Annotated in this window: 13 protein-coding genes; 8 read left to right on the top strand and 5 right to left on the bottom strand. The window is 66.9% G+C overall.

Annotated features, from left to right (window positions below):
* Positions 1-6: 6 nt before the first annotated feature.
* The 7 genes from xylB to RH90_RS14235 all read left to right on the top strand — a co-directional run bounded on the left by xylB (position 7) and on the right by RH90_RS14235 (position 8853).
* Positions 7-1461, top strand: coding sequence for a xylulokinase (gene xylB / locus RH90_RS14265; protein ID WP_010186423.1), 1455 nt, complete (start codon positions 7-9; stop codon positions 1459-1461).
* Positions 1462-1481: 20 nt separating this feature from the next.
* Positions 1482-2792, top strand: a complete 1311-nt coding sequence (gene xylA, locus RH90_RS14260; RefSeq protein ID WP_010186422.1) for a xylose isomerase — start codon at positions 1482-1484, stop codon at positions 2790-2792.
* Positions 2793-2917: 125 nt separating this feature from the next.
* On the top strand, positions 2918-4498 hold the full coding sequence (locus RH90_RS14255) for an aldehyde dehydrogenase (NADP(+)) (RefSeq protein ID WP_010186421.1): 1581 nt from the start codon (positions 2918-2920) through the stop codon (positions 4496-4498).
* A gap of 139 nt (positions 4499-4637) precedes the next feature.
* Complete coding sequence (locus RH90_RS14250; RefSeq protein WP_010186419.1) at positions 4638-5771, top strand: fumarylacetoacetate hydrolase family protein; 1134 nt, start codon at positions 4638-4640, stop codon at positions 5769-5771.
* Complete coding sequence (locus tag RH90_RS14245) at positions 5768-6514, top strand: SDR family NAD(P)-dependent oxidoreductase (RefSeq protein WP_010186418.1); 747 nt, start codon at positions 5768-5770, stop codon at positions 6512-6514. The genes RH90_RS14250 and RH90_RS14245 overlap by 4 nt, the downstream gene beginning before the upstream one ends.
* Positions 6514-7380 (top strand): SMP-30/gluconolactonase/LRE family protein, encoded by an 867-nt coding sequence (locus tag RH90_RS14240; protein WP_010186417.1) that lies wholly within the window; start codon positions 6514-6516, stop codon positions 7378-7380. The genes RH90_RS14245 and RH90_RS14240 overlap by 1 nt, the downstream gene beginning before the upstream one ends.
* A 24-nt stretch (positions 7381-7404) precedes the next feature.
* Positions 7405-8853 carry a sugar porter family MFS transporter gene (locus RH90_RS14235; RefSeq protein ID WP_010186415.1) on the top strand — a complete coding sequence of 483 codons (1449 nt, stop codon included), beginning with the start codon at positions 7405-7407 and terminating at the stop codon, positions 8851-8853.
* Positions 8854-10122: 1269 nt separating this feature from the next.
* Here RH90_RS14235 and RH90_RS14230 read toward each other — a convergent pair.
* Positions 10123-11436, bottom strand: a complete 1314-nt coding sequence (locus RH90_RS14230; protein WP_010186414.1) for a sugar MFS transporter — start codon at positions 11434-11436, stop codon at positions 10123-10125.
* 191 nt (positions 11437-11627) lie between these two features.
* Between RH90_RS14230 and RH90_RS14225 the strand changes: the two genes are divergently transcribed.
* Complete coding sequence (locus RH90_RS14225; protein ID WP_010186413.1) at positions 11628-13442, top strand: IlvD/Edd family dehydratase; 1815 nt, start codon at positions 11628-11630, stop codon at positions 13440-13442.
* A gap of 69 nt (positions 13443-13511) precedes the next feature.
* Here the strand turns inward: RH90_RS14225 and RH90_RS14220 are convergent, their stop codons facing one another.
* The 4 genes from RH90_RS14220 to guaB form a co-directional block, all read right to left on the bottom strand.
* A complete protein-coding gene (locus RH90_RS14220) occupies positions 13512-14429 on the bottom strand; it encodes a Gfo/Idh/MocA family protein (protein ID WP_010186412.1) in 918 nt (305 codons plus the stop codon).
* Position 14430: 1 nt separating this feature from the next.
* Positions 14431-15414 (bottom strand): AraD1 family protein, encoded by a 984-nt coding sequence (gene araD1, locus RH90_RS14215; RefSeq protein ID WP_010186411.1) that lies wholly within the window; start codon positions 15412-15414, stop codon positions 14431-14433.
* A 193-nt stretch (positions 15415-15607) separates the two neighbouring features.
* Entirely contained in the window at positions 15608-16120 is a 513-nt protein-coding gene (locus RH90_RS14210) for a GNAT family N-acetyltransferase (RefSeq protein ID WP_010186410.1), read from the bottom strand.
* Between the two features lie 110 nt (positions 16121-16230).
* On the bottom strand, positions 16231-17688 hold the full coding sequence (gene guaB / locus RH90_RS14205) for an IMP dehydrogenase (RefSeq protein ID WP_010186409.1): 1458 nt from the start codon (positions 17686-17688) through the stop codon (positions 16231-16233).
* Positions 17689-17876: the final 188 nt, after the last annotated feature.

Below are 17876 nucleotides of genomic sequence, written 5' to 3'. Positions count from 1 at the left end.
CAGCAGATGTTTCTCGGAATCGATATCGGCACGTCGGGCGTCAAGGCCGTCGTCCTCGACACGCATGGTGCGGTCGTCGGCCAGGGCGTCGCGGCGCTGAGCGTCCAGCGCCCCCATCCCTTATGGTCCGAGCAGGACCCCGACGATTGGTGGAAGGCGACGAGCGCCGCCGTTCTCGCGATCGACCCCGAAGTCCGGCGCGCGGTGCGCGGGATCGGGCTGGCCGGGCAGATGCACGGCGCGACCCTGCTCGGCGCCGACGACCGGCCGCTGCGCCCCGCGATCCTGTGGAACGACGGCCGCTCGTTCGCCGAATGCGCGGCGCTCGAGGCAACGACACCAGAATTCCGGACGATCGGCGGCAATATCGTGATGCCGGGCTTCACCGCGCCCAAGCTCGAATGGGTCCGCCGGCATGAGCCCGAAATCTTCGCGCAGGTCGCGACCGTGCTGCTGCCCAAGGACTATATCCGGCTGCGGATGACCGGCGAGAAGGCGTCCGACATGTCCGATTCGGCGGGCACCTTGTGGCTCGACGTCGCGGGCCGCCGCTGGAGCGAGACGCTGCTCGCCGCGTGCGGACTGACCGAAGCGCAGATGCCGCGACTGGTCGAGGGTACCGATGTCGCCGGGCTGTTGCGCGCCGACACTGCCGAAGCCTGGGGCATCCCGCAGGTTCCCGTCGCGGGCGGCGCTGGCGACAATGCCGGCGGCGCGGCGGGAGTCGGCGTCGTGACCGACGGCAAGGCGTTGCTGTCGCTCGGCACGTCGGGGGTGATCTTCGTCGCCAACGATCGCTTCCGCCCCAACCCGGCGCGCGCAGTCCATGCCTTCTGCCACTGCCTGCCGGACATGTGGCACCAGATGTCGGTTCATCTGAGCGCCGCCTCGTGCATCGACTGGGTCGCGCGCCTGACCGGCGCGAGCGGCGCCGCCGAACTGTTCCAGCGCGCCGAAGCTGCGGGTGTCGCCAACGGTCCCGAGATCTTCCTCCCCTATCTCTCGGGCGAACGCACCCCGCACAACGACGCGCAGGTCCGCGGCGCGTTCGTCGGGCTCGACAATGACACCGGTCCCAACCGGCTCGCTCAAGCCGTGCTCGAAGGCGTCGCGTTCGCGCTTGCCGACGGGCTCGACGTGCTGCGCGAGGCCGGGACCGAGGTCGCCGAGCTGGCGGTGATCGGCGGCGGCGCACGCTCGCGCTATTGGGGCGAGACGCTCGCCGCCGCGATGGAGGTGCCGTTGGTGTACCTGCAGGGCGGCGAAGTCGGTCCCGCGCTCGGCGCCGCGCGCCTCGCGCAGATCGCGGTCGATGGCGGCACGCCCGCCGAAGTCTGCGTCGCCCCGCCCGTCTCGCACCGCATCGCCCCCGATGCCGAACTGGTCCGCCGCCTCGCCCCCAAAAAGGCGAGGTTCAAGGCAGCCTATTCGCGCATCTCCCCCCTCACCGCATCCAACTGACCCCCCCAAGGAGCGCCCCAATGGCCACCGATTTCTTCGCCGACATTCCGCAGATTGCCTTCAAGGGCCCCGAGACCGACGACGAGCTGGCGTACCGCTATTACGACAAGAACCGCGTCGTCATGGGCAAGCGGATGGAAGACCATCTGCGCTTCGCCGCGTGCTTCTGGCACACCTTCTGCTGGCCCGGCTCGGACGTGTTCGGCGGCGGCACCTTCAACCGCCCGTGGCATGCCGGCGCGAACGATTCGGCCGCTGCCGCACAGAAGCGCGAGGTCGCGTTCGACTTCTTCACCAAGCTCGACATCCCGTTCTACGCCTTCCACGACGTCGACGTGATGGCCGATGCGCACAGCGTCGACGAGCATCGCCGCAACTTCGCCGAAGCGGTCGATCACCTCGAGAAGCTGCAGGCTTCGTCGGGCCGCAAGCTGCTGTGGGGCACCGCCAACCTGTTCAGCCACCTGCGCTTCGCCGCCGGTGGTGCGACCAATCCCAACCCGGAAGTGTTCGCGTTCGGCGCGATGCAGGTCCGCGACGCGCTCGAAGCGACGCATCGCCTCGGCGGCGCGAACTACGTGCTGTGGGGCGGTCGCGAGGGTTACGAGACGCTGCTCAACACCGATCTCAAGCGCGAGCTCGACAATCTCGGCCGCTTCCTGTCGCTCGTCGTCGAGCACAAGCACAAGATCGGCTTCACCGGAACGATCCTGATCGAACCCAAGCCGTTCGAGCCGACCAAGCACCAGTATGATTTCGACACCGCGACGGTGTACGGCTTCCTCAAGCGCTACGGCCTCGAGCATGAAGTGAAGGTCAACATCGAGGCGAACCACGCGACCCTCGCCAGCCACACCTTCGAGCATGAGATCGCGACCGCCGCGGCGCTCGGCATCTTCGGCTCGATCGACGCCAACCGCGGCGATCCGCAGAATGGCTGGGATACCGACCAGTTCCCCAATTCGGTCGAGGAACTGACGCTCGCCAATCTCGAGATCATCCGTGCAGGCGGCTTCACCACCGGCGGGTTCAACTTCGACGCCAAGGTGCGCCGCCAGTCGATGGACGCGGTCGACCTGTTCCACGGCCATGTCGGCGCGATCGACGTCGTCGCGAAGGGCCTGCTCAATGCGGCAGCGCTGATCGAGGACGGTCGGCTCGATGCGATCAAGACCGAGCGTTATGCCGGCTGGGATGCCGATTTCGGCCAGAAGATCGGCTCGCTCGATCTGGCCGGGATCGCCGATCTCGCGGTCGAGCAGGGCATCGACCCGCAGCCGCGCTCGGGCCGTCAGGAGCGGATCGAGAATCTGATCAACCGCTTCATCTGACGAAGCGATCGGCCCGTCCCTTTCGCACGGACGGGCCGATGTCCCCCTCCGGCCTTTGCGCCGATCGCCTTGTACTCTGCGCCGGCAGCTTCTATTATGTCGGACTAATCCAAGGAAGGTTATCTATGATCGACGGAGCGATTTTGGTCGGTGCCGAGCAACGGCAGGCGACGACGCGATTCTCGGGGATCGACCCTTCGACCGGTGCGGCCCTCACCCCCGATTTCTCCTCGGCCGGCACCGATGCCGTCGCCGATGCCGCCGCGCTCGCGCAGGCCGCGTTCGTCGATTACGCCGCGACCGATCTCGAAACGCGCGCGACCTTCCTCGAGGCGATCGCCGATGCGATCGTCGCGATCGGCGACGAACTGATCGACCGCGCCGTCCAGGAAAGCGGCCTGCCCCGCCCGCGCATCGAAGGCGAACGCGGCCGCACCGTCGGCCAACTGCGACTCTTCGCGCAGGTCGTCCGGCAAGGCGACTGGCTCGACGCGACGATCGACGCCGCGCTGCCTGATCGCGCCCCGCTGCCGCGCCCCGACCTGCGTCGCGTCAATCTCCCGCTCGGGCCTGTCGCGGTGTTCGGCGCATCGAACTTCCCGCTCGCTTTCTCGGTCGCCGGCGGTGACACCGCCTCGGCGCTCGCGGCGGGTTGCCCGGTGATCATCAAGGGCCATCCGGCGCATCCCGGCACGGGCGAGTTGGTTGCGCGCGCGATCGCCAGCGCGGTCGCCAAATGCGGCCTGCCCGCCGGCACCTTCTCCTACCTCCCCGGCAATACCAACGATCTCGGCGGCGCGCTCGTCGCGGATCCGCGGATCAAGGCGGTCGGCTTCACCGGCTCGCGCGGCGGCGGTCTGGCCTTGGTCAAGATCGCGGCGCAACGCGCCGAGCCGATCCCGGTCTATGCCGAGATGTCGAGCATCAACCCGGTGATCCTGTTCCCGGCAGCGCTTGCTGCACGCGGCGAGGCGCTTGCAACGGCATTCGTCCAGTCGCTGACGATGGGCGCGGGCCAGTTCTGCACCAATCCCGGCCTGGTGCTCGCGATCGACGGTCCCGAACTCGATGCCTTCGTCGATGCAGCCGGGGTCGCGCTCGGCGGCAGCCAGCCCGCGACGATGCTGTCGCCCGGCATCCATGACAGCTTCGAAAAGGGCGTCGCCGCGCTCGCCGAACATGGTTCGGTCCGGACCGTCGCGCGCGGCTGCGCGAGCACCGGCGCCAATCAGGCGGTCGGCGCGCTGTTCGATACCGACGCCGCCGCCTTTCTCGCCGACCGCGCGCTCGGGCATGAAGTGTTCGGCTCGTCGGCGGTGGTCGTGCGCTGCAAGGACGTCGCCGAGCTGACGCGCGTCGTCGCCGGGCTCGAGGGTCAGCTGACCGCGACGCTGCAGATCGACGCCGACGATCATGCCGAGGCCGCCAAGCTGCTCCCGACCCTCGCCGACCGCGTCGGGCGGATTCTCGCCAACGGCTGGCCGACGGGCGTCGAAGTCAGCCATGCGATGGTGCATGGCGGCCCCTTCCCCGCGACCAGTGACGGTCGCACGACGTCGGTCGGGACGCTGGCGATCTACCGCTTCTTGCGTCCCGTCTGCTTCCAGAACATGCCAGCCGAGCTGTTGCCGCACGCGATCGCGCCGGACAATCCGTGGCACGTCGCACGACGGGTCGAAGGGGTTCGCGAGGCGTCTGCGCGGTGAGGCTTTCCCGAGACCGCGGGCATGACCCGCGGTCTCGCATCACCCGCGGGACGCCCCTCGCCCTAGCGCGCTCTTGACACCCCGTGATGGGTCGTGTTGGTAGCGCTATCAACGAAAAAAATCGTAACTGGAGTGGATAATGGCGGTTAGCGGTGAGCCACAGCAGTCCGCGCTGGCAGCAGACTGGCGCAGCGGGACCTTTATCGGGCGCATCGTGACCCCCGACGGCCCCAGCCCCGTCCTCCTGCGGCACGGCGAGCTGTTCGACATGGCGCAGGTCGCGCCGACCGTCTCGGCGCTGGTCGAGGCGGGCGATTTCAGCACCGCCGGTGGTCGTTCGCTCGGCGCCTATGACACTGCCGCGGCGACGCTGCTCTCCCCGATCGATCTGCAATGCGTCAAGGCATGCGGCGTGACCTTCGCGATCTCGGCGATCGAGCGCGTGATCGAGGAGCGTGCGCGCGGCGATTCGGGCGCGGCGGCGGCGATCCGCGAACGGCTCGAAAGCCGTGTCGGTGGTTCGATCCGCAAGGTCGTCCCCGGTTCGCCCGAAGCCGCCGATCTCAAGCAGGCGCTGATCGACGATGCGATGTGGTCGCAATATCTCGAAGTCGCGATCGGGCCCGACGCCGAAGTCTTCACCAAGGCCCCCGTGCTCTCGACCGTCGGCGCCGACGCCGAAATCGGCATCCGCTCGGATTCGACCTGGAACAACCCCGAGCCCGAGATCGCCTTGCTCGTCGACAGCCGCGGCACGGTGGTCGGCGCGACGCTCGGCAACGACGTCAATCTGCGCGACTTCGAGGGGCGCTCGGCGCTGCTGCTGGGCAAGGCGAAGGACAATAACGCCTCCGGCTCGCTCGGGCCGATGGTCCGGCTGTTCGACGAGAGCTTCGGCATCGACGACGTGCGCTCGGCCGAGCTCCGGCTGCGGATCGAAGGCACCGACGGCTATGTCCTCGAAGGGGCGAGCAACATGGCTGAGATCAGCCGCGATCCGCTCGATCTGGTCAAGCAGACGCTCAGCGAACATCAATATCCCGATGGCTTCGTGCTGTTCCTCGGCACGCTGTTCGCACCGGTGCAGGATCGCGACGAGCCGGGCCGCGGCTTCACCCACAAGATCGGCGACAGCGTGGCGATCGAAAGCGCCAAGCTCGGTCGGCTGGTCAACCGTGTCACCACCTCGCGCGATGCCGCGCCCTGGCAGATCGGCATCGGCGCGTTTTTCGCAAATCTGGCCGAGCGCGGCCTGTTGGGAGCAACCAAATGAGCGGCGCCATCTATCCGAGCCTGGTCGGCAAGCGTGTGCTGGTGACGGGCGGCGGCAGCGGCATCGGCGCCGCGCTGGTCGAGGCGTTCGCCGCGCAACAGGCGCACGTCGCGTTCATCGACAACGACCGGACCGCGGGCGAAGCGACCGCGGCGAAAGTTGCGCCCGATAGCTTCTACCAATGCGACCTGCGCGATCTCGACGCGCTCGCCGCGACGATCCAGACGATCTCGAGCACGCTCGGCGGCATCGACATCCTGGTCAACAACGCCGCCCGCGACGATCGTCACACGATCGAAGAGGTGACCCCTGCGTATTGGGATGAGCGGATGGCGACCAACCTCCGCCACCTGTTCTTTGCGGCGCAGGCAGTGGTCCCCGGCATGCGCGAAGCGGGCGGCGGCGTGATCATCAATTTCGGGTCGATCAGTTGGCATCTCGGGCTCCCCGACCTCGTCCTCTACCAGACCGCGAAGGCGGCGATCGAAGGCCTCACGCGCAGCCTCGCGCGCGATCTCGGGCGCGACGGGATCCGCGTCACGACGATCGTGCCGGGCAACATCCAGACGCCTCGGCAGGAACGCTGGTACACCCCCGAGGGCGAAGCCGAGATCGTCGCCGCGCAGTGCCTCGACGGCCGGATCCAGCCCGCCGATGTCGCCGCGCTCGCGCTCTTCCTGGCCTCGGACGATGCGCGGATGTGCACCGGCCACGACTATTTCGTGGACGCGGGCTGGCGCTGATGGAACTCGCGCTCCGCTCGGTCGCGCCGATCGGCGCGGTGCTCGGCGAGGGGCCGGTGTGGCATGACGCCGCGCTATGGTTCGTCGATATCAAGCGCCAGCGAATCTATCGCTTCGATCCCGCGGGCGGCGCTCTACGCGAGTGGGAAGCGCCGGGCGAAGTCGGCTGGGTCCTGCCGCGTAGCTCGGGCGGGATGATCGCGGGCCTCGACTCCGGCCTGCACAGTTTCGACCCGGTCAGTGGACAGTTCGCGCATCTGTTCGACCCCGAGCGGCATCTCCCCGGCAATCGGCTCAACGACGCCACCACCGATGCGCAGGGCCGCATCTGGTTCGGCAGCATGGACAATGCCGAGCAGGACGCGACCGGCCGGCTCTACCGCGCCGATGCGCAGGGCGGCACCGACAGCGGGCTCGCGCCCGTCGTCATCACCAACGGCCCGGCGATCGCGCCCGATGGCGGCACGCTCTACCATACCGATACACTCGGCCGGACGGTGTGGCGCGTCGTGCTCAACGACGACGGCACGCTCGAAGCCCCCACCGTGTTCTGCGAGATCGCGCCCGGTGAAGGCCATCCCGACGGCTCGACGATCGATTCCGAAGGCTGTGTCTGGGTCGCGCTGTTCGGCGGCTGGGGCGTGCGGCGCTACGATCCGGCGGGCACGCTGATCGAGACGGTGGCCTTCCCCGTCGCCAACGTCACCAAAATCGCCTTCGGCGGCGCCGACCTGCGCACCGCCTATGCGACAACGGCGCGCAAGGGCTTGAGCGAACAGGATTTGCACTCGCAGCCGCTCGCGGGCAACCTCTTCGCCTTCGACGCCGGCGTGGCGGGCCTGCCGGTTCATCCAGCACAACTATAACAGTCTCAGGAGCGGAAAAACGATATGGCAACCACCCAGCCCGATACCCAAAAGGGCAATCTAGGGTTCATTGCGGCGATCGTGGCGGTGGCCACGATCGGCGGACTGTTGTTCGGCTATGACAGCGGTGCGGTGAACGGGACGCAGCCCGGGCTCAAGGCGGCGTTCGCGCTCGACGATGCTGGGCTGGGCTTCACCGTCGGCTCGCTGCTGATCGGGTGCGTGGTCGGCGCCTTCTCGGCGGGCACGCTCGCCGACGCGATCGGCCGCCGCAACGTGATGCGCTACGCCGCGCTGCTGTTCCTCGTCGGCGCGCTGGTTCAGGGCCTGGCACACAACCATACGCTGTTCGTGATCGCGCGGATCTGCGGCGGCATCGCGGTCGGCGCGGCGAGCGTGCTGTCGCCCGCCTATATCTCCGAAGTCGCCCCCCCGGCGCTGCGTGGCCGCATGACCACGGTGCAGCAGATCATGATCATCACCGGTCTGACCGCCGCCTTCTTCGCCAATTACTATCTCGCCGCCGCCGCGGCCAATCCCGCCACGCCCAATGACGTGGCGTCGCTCAATCCCTTGTGGTTCGGCATCGCGGCCTGGCGCTGGATGTACCTGCTCCAGGCGATCCCGGCGGTCATCTTCTTCATCGCCTTGTTCTTCATTCCCGAGAGCCCACGCTTCCTCGTGGCGAAGCGGCGCAACGCAGAGGCGCTCGGCGTCCTCACCAGCCTGTTCGGCAGCGCACAGGGCAAGCAGACGCTCGGCGAGATCGAGGCGAGCTTCTCGAAGGACCATCGTCCGCGCCTGTCCGACGTGCTGACGCCGCCGGGTGGCAGGGGCTTTCTCGGGCTGCGCTCGATCGTCTGGGCGGGCCTGTTGCTCGCGGTGTTCCAGCAGCTCGTCGGCATCAACGTGATCTTCTATTACGGCGCGACGCTGTGGCAGGCGGCGGGCTTCTCCGAATCGCAGGCGCTGATGACCAACATCATCTCTGGCTCGCTCTCGATCGTCGCGTGCTTCGTCACGATCGGCCTGGTCGACAAGATCGGCCGGAAGCCGCTGCTGCTGATCGGCTCGGCGGGTATGGCGGTCACGCTGTTCGCGATGGTCTATGCCTTCTCGACCGGCACGCTCGTCGCCGACAAGCTCACGCTGCCGGGGCATATGGGGCAGCTCGCGGTCGGCGCGGCGCTCGCTTACTCGGTCGCGTTCAACATCAGCTGGGGCCCGATCATGTGGGTGATGCTCGGCGAGATGTTCCCGAACCAGATCCGCGGCTCGGCGCTCGCGGTGTGTGGCTTCGCGCAGTGGTTCGCCAACTACCTCGTCGCGCAGTCCTTCCCGATCATGCTCGGCACGATCGGGCTCGCGAAGAGCTATTCGTTCTACGCGGTGTGTGCGGTGATCAGCTTCTTCCTGGTGCAGAAGTTCATCGTCGAGACCAAGGGCAAGTCGCTCGAGGCGATGGAGGGCTGAGCTGATCGCGCGCCGCGAAAGCGGCGCGCGGGGGCTGACGAGCTGCAATTCGGCCCGAGCGGGACCGCGATGGACGCCATCGCGGTCCCGTTTTGGTTTGGTCTCCCGGCAGTCGAAGCGCCGAGCGAGAGCGAGGGACGGCGCGAGAGCAATCCCGTCGCTACAGAACACGACCTGAGAGGTCGACGAGGCTGGCGTCGGAACTCCGTCCAACGTCCATTATTCCCTCGCAATCCACGTGGGGGCGACTGTCCTTTATTGGTGGACTCCGGAAAGGCACCTTTTGGATCACATTATCTAGGAAGCCGGCATCCTCCAGCATGATGCGAGGCGCTTCAGTGAAGCATCAATCCATACTGCAAGGGGCGAGCCGAGATTAGAGGATATGGTCAGTTTTCCGTTGCTGTCTGACGAAGGAGCCGTGATGAAATATCCTATGCCGTCGACAACGCTTTTCGGACGGACACCGGGCACACCATAAGGCGCAGGCGACGGCATCTTGATATTGCGCATACTGGCAATCACCGCGCGGACGGCAGAGCAAGTAGAACTTTTGGCCCAGCTCACTTCAGGGGCGGCGCCGGGTGATGTCCTCGTAAATCGAAGTGTGTATGGAAAGTTCGGTTCGCCCTTTGTGTCACCTGTGGCGATATCCACAGTCTCAGTAACGCCACTCAACAATCCGTAACGACCGAACTGCGCCCATTGCCGAGGTAACGGGGTCTGAGCGACCGAAGCGGCCAGCGCAAGAAACATGAGAAACACATCGGTTCCAGTCGTCTGTTTTGCAATAAGATGTCACGAACCGCATATGACCGCAATTGGTCGATCTCTGCCCGACCGCTGTTCCGCTCAATAACTGCCGGTCGGCTTTCGGGCGACGCGCCCCGCGATCACTAGCTAAACCGCCGTTGATGGTTGTTCCCGCCCCCCGTCATCCCCGCGCAGGCGGGGTCTGTAAGCGCGACGATCTTCTGTCTCGCGCTGGCGTGGCGGCCAGCGATTTTTGCCGGCGCGGGAATGACGCAAGCGGTGAGCGTCAACGACGACCACCATTAGGTCCGCGGGCGCCTGCCGCCAGATCGCCGACCGCCGCGCGGGGCCGCCAGCAACACGCCGCTGTCCTACATCCCAGCCTTCATGGTATACCCGCCAGGCTCTTTGACATTGTCGAACCCGCACGACCGTATCCGTTCAGAAACGGAAACGATCGCAATGGTAAACATCACGTCTTGGGGTCAATCGAGTCAAGTAGAACAGGCTCCGCGATTACGCGGCGCCCTGCCCCGTACCTTCGCCCGTCACCCGGCTGCCCCATATTGCATAGAACAGCACATACAGTTCGCACGCCGCGGTCAGCAGGAACGAGTTCTGCAGCCCGTACATATCGGCGAGCTTGCCCTGCACGATCACCAGCGCCCCGCCGGCGATCGCCATGATCAGCAGCCCCGAACCCTCCTCGGTCAGCGGCCCGAGCCCGCGAATGCCGAGCGTGAAGATCGTCGGGAACATGATCGAGTGGAACAGCCCGACCGAGATCAGCGCCCACATCGCGACATGGCCCGTCGTGAAGGTCGCGACCAGCATCACGATACACGCCCCGATGCTCGCCGCGGCTAGCACGCGCTCGGCCGGAATGCGCTGCATCAGATAGCTGCCCAGGAAGCGGCCGACCATCATCCCGCCCCACAGCAGGAAGAGATAGTGCGACGCCTGCTCGTGCGTCGTATTGCCGATCTCGGGCTGGCTGATGAAGTTGATGAAGAGATTGCCGACGCCGATCTCGGCGATCAGGTAGATGAAGATCGCCGGAATGCCGAAGATCAGATTGCGGTGCGACCAGAGCGAATGGTTGGCGCGCTCGGCCTTGGCGTTGCGCTTGGTCGCGCTGCCCATCGCCGGCAGCGGCGAACGTGCGATCACCACCGCGAGCACCACCAGCACGACCGCGACGATCAAATACGGCAGCTGCACCGATTGCGCATCGGCGAGCCGCTGCGCCGGGGTCAGCGCCGCCGCCCCCGCTGCTGCCGTACCCGAGGTCGAGCGACCGAGGATCAGATACCCGCCGAACAGCGGCGCCAGCGTGGCGCCGAGCGAGTTGAACGCCTGCACCAGATTGAGCCGCGACGAGGCGGTCTCGGGCTTGCCGACCACCGCGACATAGGGGTTGGCGGCGACCTGGAGCAGCGTGATGCCGCTCGCGATGACGAACAAGGCGAACAGCGTGACGCCGTAGGACGGGATCCGCGCCGCGACGATCATGCCGAGCGCCCCCGCCGCCATGATGCCAAGCCCGACCACCAGCGAACGCTGGTAGCCGATCCGCTCGATCAGCTTGGCCGAGGGGATCGACGCGACGAAATAGGCAATGAACCACACGCTCTCGATCAGCGTCGTCTGCGTGTAGCTCAGGTCGAACACGCTGCGCAGATGCGGCAGCAGCGTATTGTTGATGACGGTGATGAAGCCCCACATGAAGAACAGGCTCGCGAGCAACGTCAGTGCCGAGCGATAGCGTCCGCTATCGGGGGAATCGCCGCTGCCGACGGGGGCGGGCGCGGCGATGACGGGTGCGGCCATGCGGTAGATCCTCTAACTGGCAATGCCGCGCAGGGCGGATTGCCTTCTCGTTATTTGTCGGAGTATAAGCCAGGCGTTATCTCGTCAACAGATAGCCTCGGCGACCTGAGGGCGCTGCGCGGAGATTTCATGTCCCGCTCGCGTCATCACAGGTCGTATTGCTGCTGCTGGCCTTATCCGGACGATCCTGCATGACCGACACGCCTGACGACCTTTCGACTCCCCTGGCGCGCCTGCGCTCGCGCGCCTGGTTCGACAACCCCGACAATATCGACATGACCGCGCTCTATCTCGAGCGCTATCTCAATTTCGGGCTGAGCCTCGAGGAATTGCGCTCGGGCCGACCGATCATCGGCATCGCGCAGACCGGCAGCGACCTGTCGCCGTGCAACCGCCACCATCTCGTCCTCGCCGAGCGCGTCCGCGAGGGCATTCGCGAAATGGGCGGGATCGCGATCGAATTCCCGGTTCATCCGATCCAGGAAACCGGCAAGCGCCCGACCGCCGGGCTCGACCGCAACCTCGCCTATCTTGGCCTCGTCGAGACGCTCTACGGCTATCCGCTCGACGGCGTCGTGCTGACGATCGGCTGTGACAAGACCACGCCTGCCTGCCTGATGGCGGCCGCCACGGTCAACATCCCGGCGATTGCGCTGTCGGTCGGGCCGATGCTCAACGGTTGGCACAAGGGCGAGCGCACCGGCTCGGGCACGATCGTGTGGAAGGCGCGCGAGATGCTCGCCAAGGGCGAGATCGACAATGAAGGCTTCATCAAACTCGTCGCCTCGTCGGCGCCGTCGACCGGCTATTGCAACACGATGGGCACCGCGACGACGATGAACTCGCTCGCCGAGGCGCTCGGCATGATGCTGCCGGGCTCGGCCGCGATCCCCGCGCCGTATCGCGACCGCCAGGAAGTCGCCTATCTCACCGGCAAGCGGATCGTCGAGATGGTGCGCGAGGACCTCAAGCCCTCCGACATCATGACGCGCGACGCTTTCCTCAATGCGATCGTCGTCAATTCGGCGATCGGCGGATCGACCAACGCGCCGATCCATTTGGCCGCGATCGCGCGGCATGTCGGCGCCGAACTCGAGCTCAACGACTGGCAGACGCACGGCCACAAGGTCCCGCTGCTCGTCAATCTGCAGCCCGCCGGCGAATATCTCGGCGAGGATTATTACCATGCCGGCGGCGTCCCCGCGGTGGTCGCCGAGCTGATGCGGCACGATCTGATCCAGGAAGGCGCGCTGACCGTCAATGGCCGGACGATCGGGGACAATTGCCGCGCCGCGACGATCGAGGATACGCGCGTGATCCGCACGTTCGAAACGCCGCTGGTCGAGGAAGCCGGGTTCGTCGTGCTCAAGGGCAATCTGTTCGACGCTGCGATCATGAAGACGAGCGTGATCAGCGCCGAATTCCGTGCGCACTATCTCTCCAATCCGGAGGATCCCGAAGCATTCGAAGGCCCGGCGATCGTGTTCGACGGCCCTGAGGATTATCATCACAAGATCGACGACCCCGCGCTCGGCATCACGCGCGAGACGCTGATGTTCATGCGCGGCGCCGGGCCGATCGGCTATCCGGGCGCGGCGGAAGTCGTCAACATGCGCGCGCCAGCTTATCTGATCCGCGAAGGCGTGCATGCGCTGCCGTGCATCGGCGACGGTCGCCAGTCGGGGACCTCAGCGTCGCCGTCGATCCTCAACGCCTCGCCCGAAGCCGCCGCCAATGGCGGGCTGGCGCTACTCAGGACAGGCGACCGCGTGCGGATCGATCTCGGCCGCGGGACTGCGGACGTGCTGATCTCGGACGAGGAACTCGCCGAGCGTCGCGCGGCGCTGATGGCGGCGGGCGGGTATCACTACCCGGCCTCGCAAACGCCATGGCAGGAGATGCAGCGCGCGGTGGTCGGCCAGCTCAACACCGGCGCGATCCTCGAAGGCGCCGAGAAGTATCAGCGCATCGCCCAGACGATGGGCCTGCCGCGCGACAGCCACTGAGCCGATACGAAAAGGGACGGCGGTTGCGACCGCCGTCCCTTCCCTACGCAGCCGCGCGGCGCGCGGTGCTCAGTCCTCGAACGCCTCGACCTGCCGCCGCTCCGCGCGGAGATAGGCGTCGGCGACATGTCGGAGCGGCGCGACATCGACATCGCTCTCCCCCGCCGCGATCAGTGCGGCGAAGCGATCGTACAGCCCGCAATATTCCGCCTCGGGCGGGAGCGCCTGTGCGATGCCGTCGATGTGCAGCTCGCTGCCGCCCTTTGACAGCAGCAGCGTGCCCGCATCGGTCTCGACGCGAATGTCCCAGGTCTGCGGCCCGGTCTGGCGCCAATCGAATTCAGCACGGATCGGGGTGCCGGCCGCGTCGGTGAAGTCGAGCGTCGCCGCGATCGGAGACGCGCGGTTAGCCGGGATTTCGAGCACGCCTTCGGTCAGGAAGAACCCCGGCAGGATCGCCGTCGCGATCGACAGCGCGTTGATGCCGGGGTCGAACACCCCCATCCCGCCGGCTTCCCAGATCCAGGCTTGGCCCGGATGCCAGTGCCGCACGTCTTCCTTCCACTCGATCTTGACCGAGCGCAGGGTTTTGCCGGCGAGCCACTCGCGCGCCGTCGCAACCCCGGCGGCATAGCGGGAATGCCAGCTCGCGAAGAGCGTAACACCCTTGGCGTGCGCCAGTTCGCGCAGCAGCTCGACTTCGGACAACGTCGCGCCGGGCGGCTTTTCGAGAAAGACGTGCTTGCCCGCGGCGATTGCGAGTCGCGCCGCTTCGAAGCGCACCTGCGGCGGCTGGCACAAGGCGACCGCGTCGATATCCTCGGCGGCGAGCATCTCCTCGATCGTGGTGTGCGTCACGCCCCGCTCGATCCGGCCGTGCCGGCTCGCTGCCGTGACGAGTTCGAAATCGGGCGAAGCATCGAGCACCGGGATATGCTGATCGCGCGCAATCTTGCCGACCCCGACGATACCGATGCGGATGACCATCTCAGAGAACCTTTACGCTGACGGAGACCGGCGCATCGACCGCGATCGGATTGCGCACCGGCAAATGGAACGGTGCCGCGCTGATTTCGAACACGTCGCCCTCCGCGGTCTGGACGCCATCGCTGAACGACAAAGTGGCAGTGCCGAAGAAATGGACGTGCACGTCGCCCGGACGGCGGAACAGCGCATATTTGAAATGGTGATGCTCGAGATTCTCGATCGAATGCGACATGTTCGCCTCGCCCGAAACGAACGGCTTTTCCCACACCGTCGCGCCGTCGCGAACGATCCGGCTGGTGCCGCGGACGTCGGCGGGCAAGGCGCCGAGCAGCAGTTCGGGGCCGAGCGCGGCGTTGCGCAGCTTCGAATGCGCCAGCCACAGATAGTTGCCGCGTTCGGTCACATGGTCGGAAAACTCGTTGGCGAGCGCGAAGCCGAGTCGCACCGGGGTGCCGTCGGTATCGATCAGATAGATGCCGGCGATCTCAGGTTCCTCGCCCGCATCTAGCGCGAACGCCGGCGAGCGCAGCGCTTCACCCGGCGCGATTAGTTGCGAGCCATCGCCTTTGTAGAACCATTCGGGCTGGACGCCCTGCCCCGGCTCGGACGGCTTGCCGCCCTCGACCCCCATCAGGAACATCTTCATCGAATCGGTCGGCGCGGGGTTCTCGACCGCGGCGCGGTGCATCTTGTCGCGCCCCTCGGCCGAGCCGAGATGCGTGAGACCGGTCCCGGTCAGCAGCAGATGCGCGGGGTCGGCATGGTCGACGGGCGCGAGCAGCGTCACGCTCGCCAGATCGAGCGCATCGCCCGACCCGGCACGCGCCACCGCATCGGCGAGGCTGACCCCATCGGCCAGCGCCGTGCGCGCGAGCGCGAGGACGGTGGTCGCGCCCTTGACGATCCGTGCAGCGCCAGCCGCGTCGAGCGCGGCGACACCGCGGGTGCCATCCGCGGCGCGGAATTGAACGAGCGATACGCTCATAGAAACGGCCTCTCCCAGCTACGCCGCACGCCGGCAGCGGATTGAACGTCGCGTGCCAGCCGCCACAAGCGCAGCGGATCTCGGCAGCGATTAGTCCGACTGCCGCTAGCAGCCGGGTCGCCGATGTTCAACCAAACGTCGGGGAGCCGGCCGCAAAGAAAGCGCGCGGGGGTCGCTCCCAGAGGCGCATCTCCTACTCGAGCGTACGGCTCACCCGCAGCAGCGCCGCGTCGCCGGGATAGGCGTCGACCGTGAAGCCCAGATCGCGCTCGACCTCGATCGCCGCATGATTGTCGCGGCTCTCGATCGATTCGAGGACCTTGACGCCCTTCGCTTCGGCACAGTGCGCGACATAGGCGAGCAGCGCCCAGCCGATGCCATGCTGCTTGAAGTCCTTGCGGATCGTAATCGCGACTTCGCCGCGCTCGAAGCCCGCGTCGCAGGCGAGCATCGCGGTAGCGATCATCATCGACCCGTCCTCGGTGAAGGCGAGATAATCCTCGGTCCTCCGGTGGTCGACATGCGTCAAGGCGCTGACCTGCGCCGGGCCGACCGTGTTGAGCCCGGTCAGGAAGCGGAACCGCAGATCCTCGCGCGTGACATGGGTGAAGAAGTCGGCGACCGTGCCGTCGTCCTCGGGGCAGGCCGGGCGAACGTGGAGGCGAAAGCCGCTCCGGGTGACGAGCAATTGGCTGGGCGGGTGCATGGACGACCTTTCGCAACGGTGCGATGCCGCGGCGGCATCGCGCGATCGGCGCTATGCCGCCGCGCGGAAGGTCGGTCTGCTGGTAATATTACGTAGCGCCGCTGCGGGCGTCAGCGCGTCGGGTAGTTCGGCGCCTCGCGCGTGATGTCGACGTCGTGGACGTGGCTTTCCTTGAGCCCAGCACCCGTGATCTGGACGAAGCGCGCGCGCGCCTGCAGGTCTTCGAGCGTCGCCGAGCCGGTATAGCCCATCGCCGCGCGGATGCCGCCGACGAGCTGGTGGATCACGTCCTTGGCCGGCCCCTTGAAGGCGACCTGACCTTCGATCCCCTCGGGGACGAGCTTCATCTGGTCCTTGATGTCGCCCTGGAAATAGCGGTCGGCAGAACCCCGGCCCATCGCGCCGACCGAGCCCATGCCGCGATATGATTTGTAGGCGCGGCCCTGGAACAGGAAGGTCTCGCCCGGCGCTTCCTCGGTGCCCGCGAGCAATGAGCCGATCATGCACGCCGATGCGCCCGCCGCGAGCGCCTTGGCGAGATCGCCCGAGGTGCGCAGGCCGCCATCGGCGATCACCGGCACGCCGTGCTTCTGGCCGATCTCGGCGCAGTCCATCACCGCGGTCAGCTGCGGCACGCCGACGCCGGCGACGACGCGCGTGGTGCAGATCGAGCCCGGGCCGATGCCGACCTTGATGCCGTCGGCACCGGCATCGATCAACGCGCGGGTCGCTTCGGCGGTGGCGACGTTGCCGGCGATGACCTGCACCGAATTGCTGAGCTTCTTCACCCGCTCGACCGCGCGCGCGACGTCGCGATTGTGGCCGTGCGCGGTGTCGATCACCACCAGGTCGAGCTCGGCATCGACCAGCGCCTCGGTCCGCGCGAAGCCCTTGTCGCCGACCGTGGTCGCCGCCGCGACGCGCAGGCGGCCGGCATCGTCCTTGGTCGCGTTGGGATAGGTGACCGCCTTTTCGATATCCTTGACGGTGATCAGGCCGACGCAGCGATATTTGTCATCGACGACGATGAGCTTTTCGATGCGGCGCTGGTGGAGCAGGCGGCGCGCCTCTTCCTTGCCGACGCCGGTCGAGACGGTCGCGAGATTCTCGTGCGTCATCAGCTCGGAGACGGGCTGTTGCGCGTTCTCGGCGAAGCGCGTGTCGCGGTTGGTGAGGATGCCGACGAGCGTGCCGTCGGCCTCGACCACCGGGATGCCGCTGATCTTGTGGCGGAGCATCAGCGCCTGCGCTTCGGCGAGCGTCGCCGAGGGGGCGATCGTGATCGGGTTGACGACCATGCCGCTCTCGAAGCGTTTCACCGCGCGGACCGCGGCGACCTGCTCGGGCACTTCCATGTTGCGGTGGAGCACGCCGATGCCGCCCAATTGCGCCATGACGATCGCCATGTCGGCCTCGGTCACGGTGTCCATCGCCGAGGAGAGGATCGGAATGTCGAGCGAGATGCCGCGCGTGACGCGCGTCGCGGTGTTGGTCTGGCTGGGCACGATGTCGGATTCGGCCGGCACGAGCAGGACATCGTCGAAGGTGAGGCCGAGGCGAATGTCCATGAAAATGCCGTTTCCTGCTGGCCCGGGGAGGTCGGGTGGGTGCGAGTCGTGGCGGTCCATGTAAACAACGCTCGCACGGGGCGCTAGGGGGCGGGTGCGGGGTTGGGATTGGTGCAAAAAGCCCCTCCCCTTCAGGGGAGGGGTTGGGGTGGGGCCGTGCCTCAACTCTGCCGTGGGATTCGCGGAGA

The organism is Sphingomonas sp. PAMC 26605, assembly GCF_000241485.1.
Lineage (GTDB): Bacteria > Pseudomonadota > Alphaproteobacteria > Sphingomonadales > Sphingomonadaceae > Sphingomonas.
This window is presented reverse-complemented; position numbering and strand designations above follow the sequence as displayed.

What these genes read in the sequence shown, in the direction of transcription:
- xylB (WP_010186423.1), top strand. Translation starts at nt 7, where the DNA reads ATGTTTCTCGGAATCGATATCGGCACGTCGGGCGTCAAGGCCGTCGTC.
- xylA (WP_010186422.1), top strand. Translation starts at nt 1,482, where the DNA reads ATGGCCACCGATTTCTTCGCCGACATTCCGCAGATTGCCTTCAAGGGC.
- RH90_RS14255 (WP_010186421.1), top strand. Translation starts at nt 2,918, where the DNA reads ATGATCGACGGAGCGATTTTGGTCGGTGCCGAGCAACGGCAGGCGACG.
- RH90_RS14250 (WP_010186419.1), top strand. Translation starts at nt 4,638, where the DNA reads ATGGCGGTTAGCGGTGAGCCACAGCAGTCCGCGCTGGCAGCAGACTGG.
- RH90_RS14245 (WP_010186418.1), top strand. Translation starts at nt 5,768, where the DNA reads ATGAGCGGCGCCATCTATCCGAGCCTGGTCGGCAAGCGTGTGCTGGTG.
- RH90_RS14240 (WP_010186417.1), top strand. Translation starts at nt 6,514, where the DNA reads ATGGAACTCGCGCTCCGCTCGGTCGCGCCGATCGGCGCGGTGCTCGGC.
- RH90_RS14235 (WP_010186415.1), top strand. Translation starts at nt 7,405, where the DNA reads ATGGCAACCACCCAGCCCGATACCCAAAAGGGCAATCTAGGGTTCATT.
- RH90_RS14230 (WP_010186414.1), bottom strand. Translation starts at nt 11,436, where the DNA reads ATGGCCGCACCCGTCATCGCCGCGCCCGCCCCCGTCGGCAGCGGCGAT.
- RH90_RS14225 (WP_010186413.1), top strand. Translation starts at nt 11,628, where the DNA reads ATGACCGACACGCCTGACGACCTTTCGACTCCCCTGGCGCGCCTGCGC.
- RH90_RS14220 (WP_010186412.1), bottom strand. Translation starts at nt 14,429, where the DNA reads ATGGTCATCCGCATCGGTATCGTCGGGGTCGGCAAGATTGCGCGCGAT.
- araD1 (WP_010186411.1), bottom strand. Translation starts at nt 15,414, where the DNA reads ATGAGCGTATCGCTCGTTCAATTCCGCGCCGCGGATGGCACCCGCGGT.
- RH90_RS14210 (WP_010186410.1), bottom strand. Translation starts at nt 16,120, where the DNA reads ATGCACCCGCCCAGCCAATTGCTCGTCACCCGGAGCGGCTTTCGCCTC.
- guaB (WP_010186409.1), bottom strand. Translation starts at nt 17,688, where the DNA reads ATGGACATTCGCCTCGGCCTCACCTTCGACGATGTCCTGCTCGTGCCG.